18 protein-coding genes and 1 other RNA gene are annotated in these 19,746 nt (G+C 63.9%); 3 read left to right on the forward strand and 16 right to left on the reverse strand.

Going from position 1 to position 19,746, the window contains the following annotated elements:
* Nucleotides 1-46 precede the first annotated feature (46 nt).
* The 12 genes from NKH17_RS02405 to ffs all read right to left on the reverse strand — a co-directional run bounded on the left by NKH17_RS02405 (nucleotide 47) and on the right by ffs (nucleotide 12,727).
* On the reverse strand, nucleotides 47-1,324 hold the full coding sequence (locus NKH17_RS02405) for a 4-aminobutyrate--2-oxoglutarate transaminase (protein WP_352898606.1): 1,278 nt from the start codon (nucleotides 1,322-1,324) through the stop codon (nucleotides 47-49).
* A gap of 144 nt (nucleotides 1,325-1,468) precedes the next feature.
* Entirely contained in the window at nucleotides 1,469-2,218 is a 750-nt protein-coding gene (locus NKH17_RS02410) for an ABC transporter ATP-binding protein (RefSeq protein ID WP_254816189.1), read from the reverse strand.
* Complete coding sequence (locus NKH17_RS02415) at nucleotides 2,215-3,048, reverse strand: ABC transporter ATP-binding protein (protein ID WP_254816190.1); 834 nt, start codon at nucleotides 3,046-3,048, stop codon at nucleotides 2,215-2,217. The genes NKH17_RS02410 and NKH17_RS02415 overlap by 4 nt, the downstream gene beginning before the upstream one ends.
* Complete coding sequence (gene nikC, locus NKH17_RS02420; protein ID WP_254816191.1) at nucleotides 3,045-3,965, reverse strand: nickel transporter permease; 921 nt, start codon at nucleotides 3,963-3,965, stop codon at nucleotides 3,045-3,047. The genes NKH17_RS02415 and nikC overlap by 4 nt, the downstream gene beginning before the upstream one ends.
* Nucleotides 3,962-5,029 (reverse strand): ABC transporter permease, encoded by a 1,068-nt coding sequence (locus tag NKH17_RS02425; protein WP_352686841.1) that lies wholly within the window; start codon nucleotides 5,027-5,029, stop codon nucleotides 3,962-3,964. Before NKH17_RS02425 ends, nikC begins: the two co-directional genes overlap by 4 nt.
* A gap of 18 nt (nucleotides 5,030-5,047) precedes the next feature.
* Nucleotides 5,048-6,691, reverse strand: coding sequence for an ABC transporter substrate-binding protein (locus tag NKH17_RS02430; RefSeq protein ID WP_352898610.1), 1,644 nt, complete (start codon nucleotides 6,689-6,691; stop codon nucleotides 5,048-5,050).
* A 200-nt stretch (nucleotides 6,692-6,891) separates the two neighbouring features.
* A complete protein-coding gene (locus tag NKH17_RS02435; protein ID WP_502910573.1) occupies nucleotides 6,892-8,214 on the reverse strand; it encodes a lytic murein transglycosylase in 1,323 nt (440 codons plus the stop codon).
* Between the two features lie 17 nt (nucleotides 8,215-8,231).
* Nucleotides 8,232-8,837 (reverse strand): recombination mediator RecR, encoded by a 606-nt coding sequence (gene recR / locus NKH17_RS02440; RefSeq protein WP_352686846.1) that lies wholly within the window; start codon nucleotides 8,835-8,837, stop codon nucleotides 8,232-8,234.
* A gap of 148 nt (nucleotides 8,838-8,985) precedes the next feature.
* A complete protein-coding gene (locus NKH17_RS02445; RefSeq protein ID WP_352899551.1) occupies nucleotides 8,986-9,924 on the reverse strand; it encodes a cell wall hydrolase in 939 nt (312 codons plus the stop codon).
* A 420-nt stretch (nucleotides 9,925-10,344) separates the two neighbouring features.
* Nucleotides 10,345-10,668, reverse strand: a complete 324-nt coding sequence (locus NKH17_RS02450) for a YbaB/EbfC family nucleoid-associated protein (RefSeq protein WP_254816197.1) — start codon at nucleotides 10,666-10,668, stop codon at nucleotides 10,345-10,347.
* A 31-nt stretch (nucleotides 10,669-10,699) separates the two neighbouring features.
* Nucleotides 10,700-12,526 carry a DNA polymerase III subunit gamma/tau gene (locus NKH17_RS02455; RefSeq protein ID WP_352899554.1) on the reverse strand — a complete coding sequence of 609 codons (1,827 nt, stop codon included), beginning with the start codon at nucleotides 12,524-12,526 and terminating at the stop codon, nucleotides 10,700-10,702.
* A 104-nt stretch (nucleotides 12,527-12,630) separates the two neighbouring features.
* Nucleotides 12,631-12,727: signal recognition particle sRNA small type (gene ffs / locus NKH17_RS02460), an RNA gene on the reverse strand.
* A gap of 358 nt (nucleotides 12,728-13,085) precedes the next feature.
* Between ffs and NKH17_RS02465 the strand changes: the two genes are divergently transcribed.
* Genes NKH17_RS02465 through NKH17_RS02475 form a run of 3 tightly spaced genes read left to right on the forward strand, consistent with a single transcriptional unit; the run spans nucleotide 13,086 to nucleotide 14,813 of the window.
* The gene (locus tag NKH17_RS02465) at nucleotides 13,086-13,505 is read left to right on the forward strand and encodes an HIT family protein (RefSeq protein ID WP_352448577.1); all 420 of its coding nucleotides are present in this window, start codon (nucleotides 13,086-13,088) and stop codon (nucleotides 13,503-13,505) included.
* Between the two features lie 38 nt (nucleotides 13,506-13,543).
* The gene (gene nudC, locus NKH17_RS02470; protein ID WP_352899557.1) at nucleotides 13,544-14,485 is read left to right on the forward strand and encodes an NAD(+) diphosphatase; all 942 of its coding nucleotides are present in this window, start codon (nucleotides 13,544-13,546) and stop codon (nucleotides 14,483-14,485) included.
* A 25-nt stretch (nucleotides 14,486-14,510) separates the two neighbouring features.
* Nucleotides 14,511-14,813 carry a Dabb family protein gene (locus NKH17_RS02475; protein WP_254816201.1) on the forward strand — a complete coding sequence of 101 codons (303 nt, stop codon included), beginning with the start codon at nucleotides 14,511-14,513 and terminating at the stop codon, nucleotides 14,811-14,813.
* 25 nt (nucleotides 14,814-14,838) lie between these two features.
* Here NKH17_RS02475 and NKH17_RS02480 read toward each other — a convergent pair whose 3' ends face one another.
* The 4 genes from NKH17_RS02480 to NKH17_RS02495 all read right to left on the reverse strand — a co-directional run bounded on the left by NKH17_RS02480 (nucleotide 14,839) and on the right by NKH17_RS02495 (nucleotide 19,731).
* Nucleotides 14,839-15,780, reverse strand: a complete 942-nt coding sequence (locus tag NKH17_RS02480) for a 2-hydroxyacid dehydrogenase (RefSeq protein WP_352899560.1) — start codon at nucleotides 15,778-15,780, stop codon at nucleotides 14,839-14,841.
* Between the two features lie 95 nt (nucleotides 15,781-15,875).
* Nucleotides 15,876-17,504, reverse strand: coding sequence for an ABC transporter ATP-binding protein (locus tag NKH17_RS02485; protein ID WP_352899563.1), 1,629 nt, complete (start codon nucleotides 17,502-17,504; stop codon nucleotides 15,876-15,878).
* A complete protein-coding gene (locus tag NKH17_RS02490) occupies nucleotides 17,501-18,640 on the reverse strand; it encodes an ABC transporter permease (RefSeq protein ID WP_254816204.1) in 1,140 nt (379 codons plus the stop codon). Before NKH17_RS02490 ends, NKH17_RS02485 begins: the two co-directional genes overlap by 4 nt.
* The gene (locus tag NKH17_RS02495; protein ID WP_352970019.1) at nucleotides 18,640-19,731 is read right to left on the reverse strand and encodes a microcin C ABC transporter permease YejB; all 1,092 of its coding nucleotides are present in this window, start codon (nucleotides 19,729-19,731) and stop codon (nucleotides 18,640-18,642) included. The genes NKH17_RS02490 and NKH17_RS02495 overlap by 1 nt, the downstream gene beginning before the upstream one ends.
* Nucleotides 19,732-19,746 lie beyond the last annotated feature (15 nt).

Genomic DNA, 19,746 nt, shown 5'->3' on the forward strand with positions numbered 1-19,746 from the left:
ATCTCGGCCTTCGCCGCAGTTGAATCCCAGGCGATATCCTCGCCGCTCAGGCAGCGCGGACGTCGCGGATCGAACTTTCCAGGATGTCGAGCGCCTCGTTCATGACGCCGTCCTGGATGGTGATCGGCGCGAGGAAGCGGATGACGTTGCCGTAGACGCCGCAGGTCAGCAGGATCAGACCCTTGTCGAGCGCCTTCAGCCGCACCGCATTGGCGAGTTCCGGCGACGGCAGGCCCTTCGTCACATCGTTGAACTCGACCGCGTTCATAAAGCCGGGGCCTCTGATATCGACGATCTCCGGCGCTTCGTCACGGATCGATTGCAGGCGCTGCTTCAGCCGGTTGCCCAGCGTGTTGGCGCGGTCGCAGAGCTTCTCTTCGTCGATGACGTCGAGCACGGCATGCGCCGCGGCGACGCCGATCGGGCTGCCGCCATAGGTGCCGCCGAGCCCGCCGGGGTTCGGCGCATCCATGATCTCGGCACGGCCGGTGACCGCCGCCAGCGGAAAGCCGCCGGCCAGGCTCTTGGCCATGGTGGTGATGTCGGCCGCCACCTCGTGGTGGTCCATGGCGAACATCTTGCCGGTGCGGGCAAAGCCGGTCTGCACCTCGTCGGCGATCAGCAGCATGCCATGCTGGTCGCAGATCTTGCGCAATGCGGTCATGAAGTCGCGCGGCGCCTCGTAGAAGCCGCCCTCGCCCTGCACCGGCTCGACGATGATGGCGGCGACGCGGGCCGGATCGACATCGGCCTTGAGCAGCCGGTCGAGCGCGGCCATCGAATCGGCGACCGAGACGCCGTGCAGCGCCACCGGGAACGGCGCATGGAATACATCCGCCGGCATGGCGCCGAAGCCGACCTTGTAGGGCACGACCTTGCCGGTCAGTGCCATGCCCATGAAGGTGCGGCCGTGAAAGCCGCCGGAAAAAGCGATGACCGCCGGCCGGCCGGTGGCGTTACGGGCAATCTTGATAGCGTTCTCGACCGCCTCGGCGCCGGTAGTGACAAAAATCGTCTTCTTGTCGAACTTGCCGGGCAGCATGCCGTTCAGCCGTTCGGCCAGCCGGATATAGCTCTCGTACGGCACGACTTGGTAGCAGGTATGGGTGAAGCGGTCGAGCTGCGCCTTGACCGCTTCGATCACCTTGGGGTGACGGTGGCCGGTGTTGACAACAGCGATACCGGACGAAAAATCGATATAGCGGCGGCCTTCGACGTCCCAGATTTCCGAGTTTTCGGCGCGATCGGCATAGATCTGAGTGGTCATGCCGACGCCGCGCGAAATCGACTGGTTCTTGCGTTCGGAAATGGCTGAATTTGTCATCGTATCCCTCACCGGACCGGCGCCCGCTCTCGTTTGACGGCTGTTGAGACTCTTTTGGGCTTATTTCAGGTTTTCCTCAAGTTGGCACCGTCGCCCGGCGATTGGGCCTGTCGATGCCGATGTCGGCAACCGAACGCCCGTCGCTCATGCCGTTCTGACAAATCCCTCGCTCGCCCTCAGCAGATTGCGCGTGTAGTCCTTGGTGACGCGGCGCTCGACGAGGTCGCCGGCGGTGAGGTGCTCGACCGCCTCGCCGTTCTGCATGACCATCAGCCGCTCGCACATATGGGTGATGATGGCGAGGTCGTGGCTGACCATCAGGAAGGTCAGCTTGCGCCGCCGCCGGATCTCCTCCAGCAGGTTCAGCACCTCCGCCTGCACCGAAGCGTCGAGCGCCGAGGTCGGCTCATCGAGCAGCAGGATCGACGGTTCGAGGATCAGGGCACGGGCGATTGCCACGCGCTGGCGCTGGCCGCCGGACAATTGATGCGAATAGCGAAAACGGAAGCCGGTGCCCAGGCCGACCTCGTCCAACGCCCGCTGGATGCGCTTTTCGCCGTCAGCAAAGCCGTGAATGGCGAGCGGCTCCTGCAGCAAGCGGTCGACGGTCTGGCGCGGGTGCAGCGAGCCGTACGGGTCCTGGAAGACCATCTGCACCTCGCGGTAGAACGCCTTGTCGCGGCGCGCGCCGAGCTGTTTGCCGTTGACGGCGATGGTGCCCGAAGCGGCCGGCGCCAGGCCGGCGATTGCCCTGAGTAATGTCGACTTGCCGGAGCCGGACTCGCCGACCAGGCCGAAGGATTCACCGGACTCGACTTCAAGGCTGACGCCCTTCAGCGCGCGAAAACGGTCGAAGACCACCTCCAGCCGGTCGACGGAAAGGGCTGCCGTCATGCCGCCCACTCCGGCTTGCGGTCGAGCACCGGCAGCGGGTGACGGTCGGCGCCGATCTTGGGCATGCAGTTGAGCAGGCCGCGCGTATAGGGATGCTGGGCACGGCCGAGCTCCGAGGCTTTGAGCTGTTCGACCACCTTGCCGGCATACATGACGATGACACGATCGCAGAAAGATGAGACCAAGCGCAGGTCGTGCGAGATGAAGATCAGCCCCATGCCGCGCTCGCTGACCAGCCGGTCGAGGATGCCGAGCACGTCGAGCTGCACAGTGACGTCGAGTGCCGAGGTCGGCTCATCGGCGATCATCATCTCCGGCCCGGCGATCAGCATCATGGCGATCATGGCGCGCTGGCCCATGCCGCCGGAAACCTCGTGCGGATGCAGGTCGAAGACACGGGCCGGATCGCGGATCTGCACAGCCTCCAGCATGGCAAGCGCGCGGTCGCGGGCTTCGGCCTTGGAGACTTTCTCATGCGTGCGCAGTGTCTCGACGATCTGGCGGCCGATGCTCATCACCGGGTCGAGCGAATATTTCGGATCCTGCAGGATCATGGCGATACGCTTGCCGCGCAGTGCGCGGCGCTCGCGCGGCGAGGCGGCCAGCAGGTCGATGCCGTCGAAAGCAAGCGTCTTTGCGGTCACCTCGGCCTGCGGCGGGGTGACGCCCATGATGGCGCGGCCGGTCTGCGACTTGCCCGAACCGCTCTCGCCGACGATGCCGAGCCGTTCGCGGCCGAGCGAGAAGGAAACGCCGCGCACTGCCTCGATCAGGCCGGTACGCGTCGGGAAGGTGACGCGCAGGTCGTCGACTTCGAGAAGCGTGCTCATTGGTCACCGCTTCGCGGATCGAGCGCGTCGCGCAGGCCGTCGCCGAGCAGGTTGAAGCCGAGGCTGACGATGAGGATGGCAAAGCCCGGCGCGCCCGCCACCCACCACTGGTCGAGCACGAAGCGTCGGCCCGACGCGATCATCGCGCCCCATTCCGGCAGCGGCGGCTGCGCGCCGAGGCCGAGGAAGCCGAGGCCGGCGGCGGTCAGGATGATGCCGGCCATGTCGAGCGTCACCCTGATGATCAGCGAGGAGATGCAGAGCGGCATGATGTGGCGAAGCACGATGCGGAACGGCGAAGCGCCCATCAACTGCACCGCCTTGATATAGTCGGAATTGCGCACCGTCAGCGTTTCGGCGCGGGCAATGCGGGCATAGGGCGGCCACGAGGTGATGGCGATGGCAAGCACGGCATTTTCGATGCCGGGGCCGAGCGCGGCGACAAAGGCCAGCGCCAGGATCAGCTTCGGAAAGGCGAGAAAGATGTCGGTGATGCGCATCAGGATCGCATCGGTCCAGCCGCCGGCATAGCCGGCAACGGTGCCGACCAGCAAGCCGATGGGCGCGGCGATGATGGCGACCAGAATGACGACATAGAGCGTCCAACGCGAGCCGAAGATGATGCGCGAATAGATATCGCGGCCGAGATCGTCGGTGCCGAACCAGTGCGCGGCACTTGGCGCCAGCAGCCGCGAGCCCTTGAGGTCGCCGAATGTCGGCGAATAGGGCGCCAGCACATCGGCGAAGGCCGCGACCACCAGCAGGGCGATGATGATGAGCAGGCCGACAAAGGCCAGCCGGTTGGCGGAAAAGCGCCGCCAGGCCACATAGGCGCGGCCGAGCCTTGCCTGCACGCGCGACGCCGGCCGCTCGCTGAGCAGCCAATCACGGCGGGTTTGAATCGCTTCTGCGCTCATCCTGCCTTGGTCCTTGGGTCGAGCAGCCGGTAGAGCAGGTCGGACAAAAGATTGATGCCGATGAAGACCGAGCCGATGATGATCGTGCCGCCAAGCACGGCATTCATGTCGGCGTTCTGCAGCGAGTTGGTGATGTAGAGACCGATGCCCGGCCACGAAAACACCGTCTCGGTCAGCACCGAGCCTTCGAGCAGCCCGGCATAGGACAGAGCGATCACCGTAACCATCGGCACCGCGGCGTTGCGCAGCGCGTGACCCCAGATGATGCGCGTTTCCGACAGGCCCTTGGCGCGCGCCGCGACGATGTATTCCTGGGTGAGTTCGTTCAGCATGAAGGAGCGCGTCATGCGGCTGATGTAGGCGAGCGAGAAATAGCCGAGCAGCGAGGCAGGCAGGATGATGTGGCGGAAGGCATCGGCAAATACGTCCCACTGCCGCTGCCAGAGTGCATCCAGCAGGTAAAAGCCGGTAATCGGCGTGAAGGTGTATTCGTAGACGATATCGAGGCGGCCGGGAAAGGCGACCCATTGCAGCTTGGCGTAGAACAACACCAGCGCCAGCAGCCCCAGCCAGAAGATCGGCACGGAATAGCCGACAAGACCGATGATGCGCACGATCTGGTCGATGATGCTGCCGCGCCGCACGGCGGCCAGCACACCAAGCGGCACGCCGATCACCGAACCGATCAGCGTCCCCAGTGTTGCCAGTTCGAGCGTCGCCGGGAAGGCGCGGCGGATGTCCGTCATCACCGGATTGGTGGTCAGCACCGAGGTGCCGAAATCACCATTCAAGGCATGTTTGACATAAATGTAGAACTGCTCGACCAGCGGCAGGTCGAGACCCATCTCGCGGCGCGTTCGTTCGACGACATTGGTCGGCGCCCGGTCGCCGAGCACCGCCAGCACCGGGTCGATCGGGATCACCCGGCCGATGAAGAAGGTCACCGCGAGCAGACCGAGATAAGTGGTTATCGCGATGACTAGGAACCGGGCGATCGATGAGGCAACGGCAACGGCGCGAGCGCTGCCGCGCCCCGCCGTCGTTTCCCTTTCAGCCAAGCTCATGCGGCGCGTCCGCCGACATCACTCCTTCGAAACCGGGCCGACGAAGTTGGTGTCGAAGCTCGGACCGAGCGCAAAGCCCTTGAGGTTCTTGCGCAGGCCAGCCACCTCCAGCTGCTGGTGGATGATGACGAAAGGACTGGTATCGAGGATCTTCCTCTGAAGATCCTGGTACATTGCGGCGCGCTTGGCCGAATCCTTCTCGAGCAGGGCCGCTTCCGTCTGCTTGGTCAAGTCCGGAATGTCCCAAGCGTTGCGCCAGGCCAGGGTCTTGGTCTTGGCTTCATCCGAATTGTCCGGGTTGCTGGCAAAGGTCTGGGCATTGGAGTTCGGGTCGAAATAATCCTGGCCCCACTGGCCGATATAGATGTCGTGGTTGCGGGCGCGGTATTTGGTCAGCGTCTGCTTGCCGTCGCCGGGGATGATCTCCAGCTTGATGCCGGCCTGTCCCAGCGTCTGCTGGATCGATTCCGCCATGCCGGTGGTCGGCTGGCCGGTGCGTACGTCCATGGTGACGTTGAAGCCGTCGGCGAGACCCGCCTTGGCAAGCAGGTCCTTGGCCTTGGCGACATCGAGCTTGAACGGGTTTTCGTCGAGAGCACCAAGGTCGCCCTTGGGCAGGAAGGTCTGGTGGATCTCGCCGATGCCCTTGAGGATGGTTGAGCTCAACGCGTCGTAGTCGACCAGATATTTGAAAGCCTGGCGGACCTCGGGCTTGGCGAGGTTGGGGTTCTTCTGGTTGAGGCTGATGTAATAAACCGTGCCTTTCGGCGCGCTGGTGGTGGTGAGATCGGCGTTCTTGGCGATGGCGTCGAGATCGTTTGGCTCGAGATTGCGGGCGACGTCGATATCGCCGGTTTCCAGCGCCAGGCGCTGGCCCGAGCTTTCCTTCATGTTGCGGTAGATGACGCGGGCAAGCTTGGCCTTCTCGCCGTAGTAATTGTCGTTGCGCTCAAGGACGACAACTTCGTTGGCGCGCCATTCGCGCAGCTTGAAGGCACCGGAGCCGGCATAGCCGGTCTTCAGCCAGGCATTGCCGAAATCATTGTCCCATTTGTAGTCGGCGCTCGGCGTGACCGCCGCGACATGCTCCTTGACCAGCTTGGCGTCGACGACCGAGGCGACCGTCGCCGACAGGCAGTTCAGCACGAAGCTCGGCGCATAGGCCTTGTCGACGGTGAACTGGAACGTCGTATCATCAACGGCCTTGGCCTTCTCGGTGACGTTGCCGCCGTCGATGCCGAACTGGCCGATGATGAAGGCCGGGCTCTTGTCGAGCTTGATGGCGCGCTCGAACGAATAGGCGACGTCCGCCGCTGTGATCGGATTGCCGGAGGCGAATTTGAGGCCGGGCTTGAGCTTGAACGTGTAGGTCAGGCCGTCGTCGGAGACGCTCCAGCTTTCGGCGAGATCGCCTTTGACCTTCGAGGTGTCGCTGAGGTCGAGGCGCACCAGGAGATCGTAGGTGTTGCCGGTGACTTCGGCGGTAGACAGTTCGAATGCCTCGCCCGGATCCATGGAGATGATGTCGTCGATGGCGAAACCCTCGACCAGCGTGTCGGCGGGCGTGACCGCGAAGGCAGGCGCACCGGCCAGAAGCAGCGCGGACATGGCGGCGCCCGCGAGCAAGAAGCGGGTGCGTAGAGCAAACTTTTCCATCATCATTTCAACTGTTCCCTGTTTTTGTTGACCTGAGTTCCCGGCTCAGGGTTGTGGCATTTCTTGCCGCGTCGAACGGTGATCCCCGGACCGTCGTATTGGCAATTTTTGTGCGGTTCCCGCTCACCATATCCGGCGGTTTCGAGCGCGGCAACGAGCATTTGCAGAACGGTCGATTGGGCCAGACCGGCGGTGCGAAAATCCGGCTATTTCAGCGCGGTAACCAGGTCGGGGTCGGGAAAGCAGGTAGCGGAACGGCCGTTGCTGGCCTGCCACTTGCCGATCGAGCGGCGCGTCTTGAAGCCAGGCAGGCCGTCGGCGCTGCCGACATCGTAGCCCTTGGCTTCCAGCGCCCGCTGCAGGGCGGCGATGTCGGAGCGGTAGAGCCCGCCGACCGCGCCCCAATTGCCCGAGAAATTGCTGTCGCCATGGGCGATGCGATCGGCGCCATGGCCGATGAACAGGGCATAGAGATCGCTGGTGTTATACTGCTTCAGCACGTAGAAATTGGGGGTCACGATGAAGGCCGGGCCGCTACGCCCGGCCGGCATCAAAAGAAAGCCCTCGGCTTTCAGTTCGCTCGCCGGGAACGGTTTACCCGACACACGCCTGATGCCCATATCAGCCCATTGGGAAATCTTCCTGCCCTGGTCGGGACCTTCGAGCGAGCACGAGACGCTGTCCGGCACCATCACCTCGAAGCCCCAGCCGCGGCCCCTGACCCAGCCATAATGCACGAGATAATTGGCGATCGAAGCCAGTATGTCGGGCGTCGAATTCCAGATGTCGGTGCGGCCGTCGCCGTCGAAATCGACGGCATGCTTGAGGAACGACGTCGGCATGAACTGCGGCTGGCCGAGCGCGCCGGCCCAGGACGATTTCATCGCACCGACCGGGGCAAGCCCGCGCTCGACGATCTCCAGCGCCGCCAAGAGCTCGGTGCGGAAGAATTCCTTCTTGGTCGACATGAACGCCTTGGTGCCCAGCACCTCGAAGGCGTCATAAGGCAGCTTCGCTGCGCCGAAGCCGCTCTCGCGACCCCAGATCGCCAGCAGCACTTCGCCAGGCACGCCGTAACGCTTCTCGATCGCCGCAAGGGTCCTAGCGTTGGCTGCCTCACGGGTGCGGCCGCCGGCGGTCACCGCACGGACTATCTTTTCGGCGAAATAGGCGCCGGGCGAACCGAACTCGGCCTGATGCTGTTTCCGCGGCGTCGTCGCCCTCTCGCCCGGCTTCACCAGGTCGGGCAGCTTGAGATTCGGCTTGACGCCGTCGAAGGCGGCATCGAAGGTTTTCCTGGAGATGCCTTTGGCGCTGGCTTCGGGCCAGAGGTCGTTGCCAAGCCAGGCGCGGAACTGGTCGTCGATCTTTGCCGCGGAGGCGGGGGTGGCGAGGATGAGGGCAAAGAGGACTGCAAGAAGAAACGCGACGGCTATTTTGCGAAAACAGCGATCCGTCCCACCCCCCTCTGTCCTGCAGAGGGGGGTGGGACGGAGTGCCAGCCTTAAAGAATGCTTAGCAACCATCATCCTCCCCGCAACTCGCCTCAAAACACCGTCCGCGAGCGCAGTGCCGCGGCGAGCGTGCCTTCGTCGAGATAGTCGAGTTCGCCGCCGACCGGAACACCGTGCGCCAGGCGCGTCACCTTGACGTTGAAGCCGGAAAGCTGGTCGGTGAGGTAGTGCGCGGTAGTCTGCCCCTCGACCGTAGCGTTGACGGCGAGGATCACTTCCTTGACCTCGCCGCCGGCGACGCGATCGACCAGCGAACGGATGTTGAGCTCATCGGGACCAATGCCGTCGAGCGGCGACAGCGTACCGCCGAGCACATGGTAACGCACGTTCATGGCGGTCGCCCGCTCCAGCGCCCAAAGGTCGGCCACGTCCTCGACAACGATGAGCGTGGTGGGGTCGCGGCGCGGGTCGGTGCAGATCATGCATGGATCGGAGGTGTCGACATTGCCGCAGGTCGAGCAGATGCGCACCTTGTCGACGGCCTCGCCCATGGCAGCGGCAAGCGGCGCCAGCAGCTGCTCCTTCTTTTTGATGAGGTGGAGCGCGGCGCGGCGCGCTGAACGCGGGCCAAGCCCCGGCACCTTGGCCAGCAGCTGGATCAGGCGTTCGATCTCGGGACCGGCGATTCGCTTCGACATCGCTCCGGTTTAGGATTTTTCAACGGGTTTTGGAACAGCGCTGAGGCGCGCTGTTCAGCCCGCAAAGAGGCAATCGCCCGGCGTTGCGCCGCCCCTCATTGCCCTGCCGGGCAATTTCTCCCCGTACAACGCGCCGACGCCGGCCGCCTCAGTTTTCCTCCAGCGGCCGGGTCTGGCCGGCGATCATCGCGCCGATGGCGTCGGTGTTCTCGGGCGTCGTCTCGAACGACATTGTCGGCTCTGCCGGCGCCGCCTGGAATGTTGTGACCGGCCGGGGGTTCACGGTTCCACCGAAACGGGCCGCGTCCGGTTCCTGCATTGGCTCCTGCAGCGCTACAAGGATTGGCTTCTCCGGTGCCGCCCTCGCCGCGGTCGCCATTCCTGCAGTCACCCTTGTCTGCCTTGCTGGCTGTGATGCGGCGGCGGTAACATAGGTTGCCTTGGCGAATGTCGGCTTGACCTCGCGAGCCGGCTCCGCCGAAGCGACAAGTATGGCCTGAGCGGCAGGCGCTTGCGGCTTGGCCTGGGCTATGGCGACCACCGGTTCGTCCGGCAGCGGCTGCCAGTTGCGGCCGCGCTTTTCATAAAAGGCATTGCCGCCGGCGACCATGGTGTAGTGCATGTTCTTGTAGGGGAAGCGCAGGCCGGCGGTGTGGAAATACATGGTGTTCTTCAGCTTGGCTTTGCGCTCGCCCTTGAGCACCGCCTCGGCGGCCTCCTCGACGTCGGGCATCGCCTTCGAATTCATCGGCCGTGTCATGACGCCCGGCGCGAACTGGCCGCGCTCGCCAACCACTTCGCAGATGGTGCTGCCGTGCTTGCCGGACCGCAGCCGGTTCATCACCACCGTGCCGACCGCAATCATGCCGTCACGGCTCGACCGGTTGGACTCGAAGAACATCGCCCGCTCCAGGCATTCCTTCTCCTTCGGCGTGGAATTGTAGGAGCGCGAGCTCAGGAAACCCGGCGTAATGGCATCGGTCAGGCTGGACATGCCGTGCGAGGCGGTCTGACTGCAAGCGGCCAAAAACAGCGGCGAGATAACGACGCCGAGCCGCAACGGCGTCTTCCATCGGGTAGAGATCAACAGGTGTCCCCTCATTCTGCTGCCAGCCCGCCCCTGGTTGCGGCAAGAATGAGACACTTTCAGGCAAAAAGATGGCTAAAGCGTTATTAAGCTTGGGGCGTTGCCCAATAGACACAGCTGGCGGGCGAAGAGCGTTGGATCGCTGCCCTCTTCGGTCAGGTGCCGGCATGGTTCCAAAGATTCATGCCGTGACCTTGGAGCGCCGCAATCTCCGCAAGAGGGCTTGCCCAAGCCTGGAGAGATTGGTTCAGTCGACGCGGTAACTGTAAACACAGCTCGAGGTGTGCTGAGATTCAGGTCAGGCCGAGCCGAAAATGGCGGCTTCCGAGAACCGGAGCGGAGCGTACGTTTCGTACGTGAGCACCGGAAGCGCAGGAAGCCGCCGTTTGCAGGCCGGCATCACCTGAATATCAACACACCTTAGAACGGCAGCTTCATTCCCGGCGGGATCGGCAGTCCCGCGGTCAGCGCCTTGGTCTTCTCCTGCATGATCTGCTCGACCTTGGTCCTGGCGTCGTTGTGGGCAGCGAGGAGCAGGTCCTCGAGAATCTCGACCTCGTCCTCCTTGAACAGCGCCGGGTCGATCTTCAGCGACTTCATCTCGAATTTGCCGGTCAGCGTCACGCTGACCAGGCCGCCGCCGGCCTGTCCGGTGGCTTCCAGCGTGGCAATCTCATCCTGCATGGCCTGGAACTTGGCCTGCATTTCCTTTGCCTTGCCCATCAGGCCGAGAAGATCTTTCATCGCACGGTCCTTTGCAGTTGGTGCTGGTTGTTCAGGTTTCGTCGTCGTCGGCTGGCGGCTCGACCGGCACTTCGGCCTCTGCCGCATCGGCTTCCGGCGCGTCGGGAATGCGCACGTCGATGATCTTGGCGCCGGGAAAGCGCGCCAGGATGGCGGCGACCGTCGGGTCGCTCTTGGCATCGAGGAAGGCGTTTTCGCGCCTTGTCGATTCCATCTCGGCCAGCGTCTGGCCGCCCTCCTCCTTCGACAGCGACACCAGCCAGCTGCGGCCCGTCCAGGCGCGCAGCTTGGCGGTCAAATCGTTGAGCAGCATCTTCGGCGCATCGTCGGTCAGGCTGACGTCGATACGGCCGGGCTCGATGCGCACCAGGCGCACGCAACGCTTCACCAGCACCTTGAAGGCCATGTCGCGCTGGGCGTCGGCAAGGGCGACAATATCGGCCAGCGATTTCACCGGCACCGGCGGCGCCTCGACCACCGGCTCCGGCGGAGCAACGAAGTTCGTCGGCACGGGCTCGGCCTCGACCAGGCGCATCGTCTGCGCGCCGCCATTGGCCGTCGGCATCCGCGTCTGCGCCACGGTACCGGCACCACCGCTTGCAGGCGCATGGTTTGCGGGGCCGGGGCTTGCCGGCGCGCCATTCACGCGCGGCGCGGCGCCCGGCGGCGAAACGCCGTTCTCCAGCGATTTCAGCGCCTCGTCCAGCGTCGGCAGGTCGGCGGCATGCGCCAGCCGGATCAGCACCATCTCGGCGGCGCTGACCGGGCGGTTGGAGGTCTGCACCTCGGGAATGCCTTTCAAGAGCATCTGCCATGTCCGCGACAGCACCTTGACCGACAGCGTGCCGGCGAAATCGGCGCCGCGCCGGCGCTCGTCCTCGGACAGCGAGGCGTCGTCGATGGCAGCCGGCACGAAACGCAGACGGGTGACCAGATGGTTGAACTCGGCAAGGTCGGTCAGCACAGCGGCAGGATCGGCGCCGGTGTCGTACTGGGCACGGAATTCGGCAAGCGCGGCGGCGACGTCGCCCTTCATGACATGCTCGAACAGGTCGACGATGCGGGCACGGTCGGCAAGGCCGAGCATAGCACGCACCGCTTCGGCGCTGACCGCGCCGCCGCCATGGGCGATCGCCTGGTCGAGGATGGACTGCGCATCGCGCATCGAGCCTTCGGCTGCGCGGGCGATCATCGCCAGCGCATCGTCTTCAACTTCGATGCCCTCCAGACCGGCTATCCTGGCAAGGTCGGCCTTGATCATTGCCGCATCGATGCGCCTGAGGTCGAAACGCTGGCAGCGCGACAGGACGGTGATCGGCACCTTGCGGATTTCGGTGGTGGCGAAGATGAACTTGACGTGCGGCGGCGGCTCTTCCAGCGTCTTCAGCAGGCCGTTAAAGGCCTGGTTGGAAAGCATGTGCACTTCGTCGATGATGTAGACCTTGTAGCGCGCCGACACCGGGGCGTAGCGCACACGCTCGATGATGTCCCTGATGTCGTCGATGCCGGTATGCGAGGCGGCGTCCATCTCGATGACGTCGACATGCCGGCCTTCCATGATCGCCTGGCAATGCTCGCCGAGCACGGCAAGGTCGACTGAAGGCTGGTCGACCGTCGGTGTTTTGTAGTTCAGGGCCCGCGCGAGTATGCGCGCGGTCGTGGTCTTGCCGACGCCGCGCACGCCGGTCAGCATCCAGGCCTGGGCGATGCGGCCGGTGGCAAAGGCATTGGTCAAGGTGCGGACCATCGGCTCCTGGCCGATCAGCTCGGAGAAATTCGACGGTCGGTATTTGCGCGCCAGCACGCGGTAGGCGGCAGGCTTGTCCAATTTTCCGGCCTCGTTTCCGGCTTCGCTCATTCGCCCGTCAAGCTCCAAGGGCTGCCACTTGAGGCGGCCGATTCCTGCGCATAGTTTCGCCCGCACGGCTTGGCGCCGTCAATCTCGGGGCAAAAGGCGAAGAGGCGGGAGGCTGGAACAATGACCCGTTCCGGGCTCGTTAGGGCTGCTTCCTTCCGGACCTGACCCGGTTGGCGAGTGGACCGTCCACCACCAACCTCCCAGCCTCCATATCGGCAATCCGGCGATGAAATGCAAGTGCGGATGATAGGGGCCCTGAGCGGCGACGAAAGCTGAAACCAAAACCCGCCTCGGCGGGCGGGTCATTGGTGCGAATAATCACCATAGCGAGATTAGTAGCATAGCTGCCGGCACAAAGCAAGAACAAAATGTGGCCGCGATCAAAATCGTCGATCTCGGCGGGCAGCGCCAACCTGATGCAATTTGCCCGGGCCTTCACTTTCTTCGCGCACAATCAGCGCCGCGACGGCCAATGTTGCTTGCTGCCCCTTGCGGCCCTTCGGAAGCCGCTCTAGCGTCGATAGAGTTCAAAAAACGTCAAAAAGTGAGGGAAACGCCGATGCTGCCGGGCCTCAAGGCCGGATTCACGCTTGACGCCCAGCTGGAAGCCGACAGCGAACAGCTGATGTGGCTCGGCCTGTGCGAACTGCGCGTCATGAACGACCGCCGCTGGCCATGGCTGCTGCTGGTGCCGCAGCGGCCGGGCATCGAGGAAATCCACGATATGACGCCGCTCGACCAGGCGATGCTGACCTTCGAGACCAACATGGTGGCGCTGGCGCTGAAGCGGGTGACCGGCTGCACCAAGATCAACACCGGCGCACTCGGCAACATCGTGCGCCAGTTGCACGTACACGTCGTTGCGCGCTCGGAAGGCGATCCCGGCTGGCCTGGCCCGGTGTGGGGGCACGGCCTGCGCGAGCCCTATCAGCGCTCCGACCTTCGCAAGTTTGCGGAAAAGATCAAGGCAGCGCTATAAGCCTCCCCCGTGTCCATCTTGAACCTTCCCGAGTCTGCATGAGCTTTCGCCTGTTTGACGCGCCCTTGCGCGAGCCGAGCCAGTTCGTCGGCTTCGCCGGCAACATTATCGACCGGCAGTCCGAAAACCGCGCCGACGATTCCGTCGAAAAGGCGCTCGCCGATCCTTCGGCACGGCTTTTGCTGATGCGTGGCGGCCGGCTCTATCTGAAGCTTGCGCAAGGCGCATTCGACCCCTGGTTCGGCGTGGCCGAATGCCGGCCGCTCGAAGCATCGCTCGAAAACGGCGTGCTGCTCGGTTTTTCCGAAAGCGGCCCGGTGCTGGCGGTGCCGGCCGGGGTCGAGCCGGAGCAGCTTCCCGAGACGATCAAGGCCATCGACTATCGCTCGGTCTATATGCAGGGGCTGATCGACGAAGCGGCCGCCGGCGCGCTGGCGCAAGGGGCGGCGCTGCTTGCCTGGCATGCCAGCCATCGCTTCTGCAGCAAGTGCGGCACCGAAGCCGAGATGCGGGCGGGCGGTTACAAGCGGCATTGCCCGGCCTGCGGCACGGAGCACTTTCCGCGCACCGACCCGGTGGCGATCATGCTGACGGCGACGCGCGAAAAATGCCTGCTCGGCCGCGGCCGGCATTTCGGGCCCGGCATGTATTCGGCGCTCGCCGGTTTCATCGAGCCGGGCGAGACGATCGAGGCGGCGGTGCGCCGCGAAACGCTGGAGGAAGCCGGCATTCGGCTAGGCCGCGTCGTCTACCACGCCAGCCAGCCCTGGCCGTTTCCCTATTCGCTGATGATCGGCTGCTTCGGCGAACCGCTCAACGACGATATCCACCCCGACCTCAACGAGTTGGAAGATTGCCGCTGGTTCTTTCGCGACGAGGTGCTCTCGATGCTGGCCCGTGAGCATCCGGGCGGCCTGGTGACGCCGCCGAAGGGGGCGATCGCCTATAATCTCATCCGCGCCTGGGCCGACAGCGCGTGATACGAAGACATCGCAGGAGCAAAAAATGATCCGTCACACCGTCGTGTTCACGCTAAAGCACCCGCCGCATTCGCTCGAGGAAAAAAGGTTCCTCGCCGACGCCAAGACGATCCTCACGGCGATAAAGGGCGTCACGCATTTCGAGCAGTTGCGGCAGGTCAGCCCCAAGAACGACTACCGTTTCGGCTTCTCGATGGAGTTCGCCGATCAGCGGGCTTACTCCGGCTACAACGACCATCCCGACCACGTCGCCTTCGTCCGCGACCGCTGGATCCCGGAGGTCGAGGCGTTTATGGAGATCGACTACGTGCCGCTCGGCTGGGGCTGAGACTGAAAAGCGACGTTCTAAAAAATCAATACCCCGCGTCGCGATCCACCACATTTTCCAGCGCTTCGCCGCGCTCGAAGGCGTCCATCTGACGCAGCATGATCGGCGCCAGGTGGACCGGATCGGAAGTTGCCGCCGCGTGCGGCGTCACGAACACTTTCGGGTGGCTCCATAGCGGGCTGGTCTTCGGCAGCGGTTCGACCTCGAACACGTCGAGGCTGGCTTCCTTCAGCGTGCCGTCGTCCAGCGCGCGCAAAATGTCGGCGTCCTTCTGCAGCCTGCCGCGCCCGGCATTGATCAGCACCGAGCCGCCGAGGCCGTTGCGCTTGCGCAGCTCCTTCAGCACGCCGTGGTTGATGATGCCGTGCGTCTGTGGCGTCAGCGGCAACAGCACCACCAGGATATCGGTGGCGTTGAGGAACGGGATCAGGCCGGCCTCGCCCGCGTAAGTCGAGACACCTTGCATCGGCCGATCGCTGCGCGACCAGCCATTAACGGGAAAGCCGAGCGACAACAGCACCGACGCCGCCGCGCGGCCAAGCGTGCCGAGCCCCATAATGCCGACCGAGATGTCGCCGGCCGGCCGCTGCTGCGGCTCGTGCCAGATCTTCTTCTGCTGCTGGGCGCGGTAGAGCATGCCCTGGCGATGGTGGTCGAGCACCCGCCAGACTACGTATTCGGTCATGTACTGGGTCAGGTTGTCGGCCACCACCTTGACGACCGGTACGTCGGGCAAGGTGGGATCGGCGAAAATGTGGTCGACGCCGGCGCCGATCGAGAAGATAGCCCGCAGATTGGGCAGCGACGACAACAGGTTCGGCCGCTGTTTCCACACCACCGCATAGGTAATCGAGGGATCGCCGGCGCCATTCGGCTCGAGCACCACTTCGCGCTCCGCCGACAGCAGTTCGCGCCAGCGCAGCGGATGAATACCGGTGAGGGCAAGCAAGATGCGGCCTTTTTCCATTGCGGATTGTTTTTCCCTTTTACCAACAGCGTTCGCGTCCGGACTCGCAAGGGCGCGGCAGCGTTTTGATTTTGTGCATGATCTCTGGCGAAAATCTACTCGCTGACGATACCGACCGGCGCCGTTTCGATCTTGAAGGCGGCCGAGATCAACGCCTTTGTATAGTCGGTCCGCGGGTTGCCGAAAATCTGTTCGGAAGGACCGGCCTCGACGATCCTGCCGTTGCGCATGACGATGACTTCGTTGGCGAGCGCGCGGATGACCCTCAGATCGTGGCTGATGAAGAGGTAGGCGAGGTCGTGCTTGGCCTGCAGGCTGCGCAAGAGGTCGACGACCTGCGCCTGCACGCTCATGTCGAGTGCCGAGGTCGGCTCGTCCAGCATGACGAAACGCGGGTTGAGCACCATGGCGCGCGCGATGGCGACGCGCTGGCGCTGGCCGCCGGAGAATTCGTGCGGATAGCGATTGCGCGTCGCCGGATCGAGGCCGACTTCCTTCAGCACGTCGACGACACGCTCGTCGCGCGCATCAGGAGACAGTTTCGGCTCGTGGATCTTCAACCCTTCCTCGATGATCTCGGCGACCGACATGCGCGGACTGAGCGAACCGAACGGATCCTGGAAGACGATCTGCAACTCGCGCCGCAACGGCCGCATTTCGCTGAAGGACAGCTGATCGATGCCGCGTCCGTTGAACTGGATGGTCCCCGTCGACGAGATCATCCTGGCCAGCGCCAGGCCGAGTGTCGTCTTGCCTGAGCCGGATTCGCCGACGACGCCAAGCGTCTGACCGGCCCGCACGGTGACGTCGATGCCGTCGACCGCCTTCACATTGTCGACGGTGCGCCGGAAGAAGCCCTTCTTGATCGGAAACCAGACCTTGACGTCCTTGCCGACCATCACCGGCTTGGCGGCCTGGTTGGCCGCCGGCGGCTTGCCTTTCGGCTCGGCGGCAAGCAGATGCCGCGTGTAGGCGTGCTGCGGATTGGCGAATATCTCCTTGGTCGGGCCGGTCTCGACGATTTTGCCCTTGGTCATCACGCAGACCCGGTCGGCGATCTTCCTGACGATGCCGAGATCGTGGGTGATGAACAGCATCGACATGTTCTTGCGGCTTTTCAGGCCGGCGAGCAATTCGAGGATCTGCGCCTGGACGGTGACGTCGAGTGCCGTCGTCGGTTCGTCGGCGATCAACAGTTCAGGCTCGTTGGCGAGCGCCATGGCGATCATGACGCGCTGGCGCTGGCCGCCGGAAAGCTGGTGCGGATAGGCGTCGAGCCGTTTTTCCGGTTCCCGGATGCCGACCTCGTGCAGAAGTTCCAGCGTGCGCGCCTTGGCGTTGCGATCGCCCAGGCCCTGGTGCAGCTTCAGCACCTCGACGATCTGCTGCTCGATCGTGTGCAGCGGGTTGAGCGAGGTCATCGGCTCCTGGAAGATCATGGTGATCTTGTTGCCGCGCACGCGGCGCAAGTCTCTCTCGTCCGCGGCAAGCAGGTCGGCGCCGAGGAACAGGATCTTTCCCGACGGGTGGCTGGCGGTCGGATAGGGCAGCAGCTTCAGCACCGACAGCGCGGTGACCGACTTGCCAGAGCCGGATTCGCCGACCAGCGCCACCGTCTCGCCCCTGGCGAGGTCGAAGGAGATATGGTCGACGGCGATCGACTGGCTGCCGCTTTGCGTGAAGGCGACGCTGAGGTCCTGGACCGAGAGGAGAGGGGCGGTCATCTGAACGTCTTGCGCGGATCGAAGGCGTCGCGGGTGGCCTCGCCGACGAAGACCAGCAGCGACAGCATCAGCGAGATGACGACGAAGCCGGAAATGCCGAGCCAGGGGGCGTTGAGGTTGCGCTGCGCCTGCTTCAACAGTTCGCCCAGCGAGGCGGAGCCGGGCGGCAGGCCGAAGCCGAGATAGTCGAGCGAGGTCAGCGTCGAGATCGAGCCACTGAGCAGGAAGGGCAGAAAGGTCAGCGTCGCCACCATGGCATTGGGCAGCAGATGCCGGAACATGATGGTGATGTTGGGCACGCCGAGCGCGCGCGCCGCATTGACATATTCGAAGTTGCGGGCGCGCAGGAACTCGGCCCGCACCACGCCGACCAGCGCCACCCAGGAGAACAGCAGCATCAATCCGAGCAGGATGAAGAAGCCGGGCGGCAGGATGGCGGCGACGATCAAGAGCAGGTACAGCACCGGGATCGCCGACCAGATCTCGATGAAGCGCTGGAACAGAAGGTCGGTCCAGCCGCCGAAATAGCCCTGCAAGGCGCCGGCCGCCACGCCGATCAGCGCCGAGCCGGCGGTCAGGATCAGGCCGAACAGCACCGAGATCCTGAAGCCGTAGATGACGCGCGCCAGCACGTCGCGGGCCTGGTCGTCGGTGCCCAGCCAGTTCCAGTTGCCGACGTTGCAATTGGGGTCCGCTTCACCTTTCGGATACTGGTTGCAGCGCGTCTTCTTGTCGTAGAGCCAGGACGGCTTGGTCGGTGCTGCTTCGGGAATGGCGTTGTTGACGGTCTGGTAGGAGTAGCGCACCGGCGGCCAGACCATCCAGCCATTGGCATTGATCTCGTCCTGGATGACCGGGTCGCGGTAGTCGGTGACCGCATAGAAGCCGCCGAACTTCTCCTCGGGATAGGCGACCAGGACCGGAAACAGGATCTCGCCCTTGTAGGAGGCGATGATCGGCTTGTCGTTGGCGATCAGTTCGGAAACCAGCGACAGCACGAACAGGAACAGGAAAATCCACAACGACCAGTAGCCGCGCCGGTTGGACTTGAAGTTCTGCAGGCGCCGCTGGTTGAGCGGCGACAGAAAGGGCCGCGCGATCCGAGGCGGCGCCGTTTCGGCTGTCGCCTGCGCCATCAGACGTCTCTCCGCTCGAAGTCGATGCGCGGATCGACCCAGGTATAGATCAGGTCGGACAGCAGCCCGACGAACAGGCCAAGCAGCGAGAAGATGTAGAGATTGGCGAAGACCACCGGATAGTCGCGCTGCACCACCGAGTTGAAACCAAGCAGGCCGAGGCCGTCGAGCGAAAAGATGTTCTCAATCAGCAGCGACCCGGTGAAGAATGCCGAGATGAAGGCACCGGGGAAACCGGCGATGACGATCAGCATGGCATTGCGGAAGACGTGGCCATAAAGCACCTGCCGCTCCGACAGGCCCTTGGCGCGGGCTGTGACCACATATTGCTTGCGGATTTCCTCGAGGAAGGAATTCTTGGTGAGCAACGTCGTCGTGGCGAAGGCCGACAGCACCAGCGCCGTCAGCGGCAGGGTCATGTGCCAGAAATAGTCTCCGATCCGCTGCGGCCACGACAGTTGGTCCCAATTGTCGGAGGTGAGGCCGCGCAGCGGAAACCAGTCCCAGAACGAGCCGCCGGCAAACAGCACCATCAGCAATATGCCGAACAGGAAGCCCGGAATGGCGTAACCGACAATGACGACACCGCTGGTCCAGACGTCGAAGGTGGAGCCGTCCTTGACCGCCTTGCGGATGCCGAGCGGGATCGAGATCAGATAGGACAAAAGCGTGATCCACAGCCCGATCGAGATCGACACCGGCATCTTTTCCAGGATCAGGTCGAGCACCGATATGTCGCGGAAATAGCTGTCGCCGAAATCGAAGCGGAGATAGTTCCACAACATCATGCCGAAGCGCTCGAGCGGCGGCTTGTCGAAACCGAACTGCTTCTCCAGCTTTTTGATGAATTCAGGGTCGAGCCCTTGGGCGCCGCGGTATTTCGAGCCGACGTCGCCGGCAACGTCGAAATTGGCGCCGCCGGCATCACCGCCGCCGCCAAGGCGATCGCTGCCGCCCTGGTTGGTCAGTCTGGCAATGACCTGCTCGACCGGCCCGCCCGGCGCGAACTGGATGACGGCGAAGGATACCGCCATGATGCCGAACAGGGTCGGGATCATCAACAGGATGCGGCGCAGTATATAGGCGCCCATCAGGTTCCCTGCCTC

The organism is Mesorhizobium sp. M1334 (genome assembly GCF_040317995.1).
In the GTDB taxonomy this organism is placed as follows: domain Bacteria; phylum Pseudomonadota; class Alphaproteobacteria; order Rhizobiales; family Rhizobiaceae; genus Mesorhizobium.

Excerpts from the sequence above, each read along its gene's own strand:
- NKH17_RS02415 (WP_254816190.1), bottom strand. The coding sequence starts at position 3,048 with ATGAGCACGCTTCTCGAAGTCGACGACCTGCGCGTCACCTTCCCGACG.
- NKH17_RS02495 (WP_352970019.1), bottom strand. The coding sequence starts at position 19,731 with ATGGGCGCCTATATACTGCGCCGCATCCTGTTGATGATCCCGACCCTG.
- NKH17_RS02475 (WP_254816201.1), top strand. The coding sequence starts at position 14,511 with ATGATCCGTCACACCGTCGTGTTCACGCTAAAGCACCCGCCGCATTCG.
- NKH17_RS02485 (WP_352899563.1), bottom strand. The coding sequence starts at position 17,504 with ATGACCGCCCCTCTCCTCTCGGTCCAGGACCTCAGCGTCGCCTTCACG.
- NKH17_RS02450 (WP_254816197.1), bottom strand. The coding sequence starts at position 10,668 with ATGAAAGATCTTCTCGGCCTGATGGGCAAGGCAAAGGAAATGCAGGCC.
- NKH17_RS02455 (WP_352899554.1), bottom strand. The coding sequence starts at position 12,526 with ATGAGCGAAGCCGGAAACGAGGCCGGAAAATTGGACAAGCCTGCCGCC.
- recR (WP_352686846.1), bottom strand. The coding sequence starts at position 8,837 with ATGTCGAAGCGAATCGCCGGTCCCGAGATCGAACGCCTGATCCAGCTG.
- NKH17_RS02405 (WP_352898606.1), bottom strand. The coding sequence starts at position 1,324 with ATGACAAATTCAGCCATTTCCGAACGCAAGAACCAGTCGATTTCGCGC.
- NKH17_RS02410 (WP_254816189.1), bottom strand. The coding sequence starts at position 2,218 with ATGACGGCAGCCCTTTCCGTCGACCGGCTGGAGGTGGTCTTCGACCGT.
- NKH17_RS02480 (WP_352899560.1), bottom strand. The coding sequence starts at position 15,780 with ATGGAAAAAGGCCGCATCTTGCTTGCCCTCACCGGTATTCATCCGCTG.
- NKH17_RS02435 (WP_502910573.1), bottom strand. The coding sequence starts at position 8,214 with ATGATGGTTGCTAAGCATTCTTTAAGGCTGGCACTCCGTCCCACCCCC.
- NKH17_RS02465 (WP_352448577.1), top strand. The coding sequence starts at position 13,086 with ATGCTGCCGGGCCTCAAGGCCGGATTCACGCTTGACGCCCAGCTGGAA.
- nikC (WP_254816191.1), bottom strand. The coding sequence starts at position 3,965 with ATGAGCGCAGAAGCGATTCAAACCCGCCGTGATTGGCTGCTCAGCGAG.
- NKH17_RS02430 (WP_352898610.1), bottom strand. The coding sequence starts at position 6,691 with ATGATGATGGAAAAGTTTGCTCTACGCACCCGCTTCTTGCTCGCGGGC.
- NKH17_RS02425 (WP_352686841.1), bottom strand. The coding sequence starts at position 5,029 with ATGAGCTTGGCTGAAAGGGAAACGACGGCGGGGCGCGGCAGCGCTCGC.
- NKH17_RS02490 (WP_254816204.1), bottom strand. The coding sequence starts at position 18,640 with ATGGCGCAGGCGACAGCCGAAACGGCGCCGCCTCGGATCGCGCGGCCC.
- nudC (WP_352899557.1), top strand. The coding sequence starts at position 13,544 with ATGAGCTTTCGCCTGTTTGACGCGCCCTTGCGCGAGCCGAGCCAGTTC.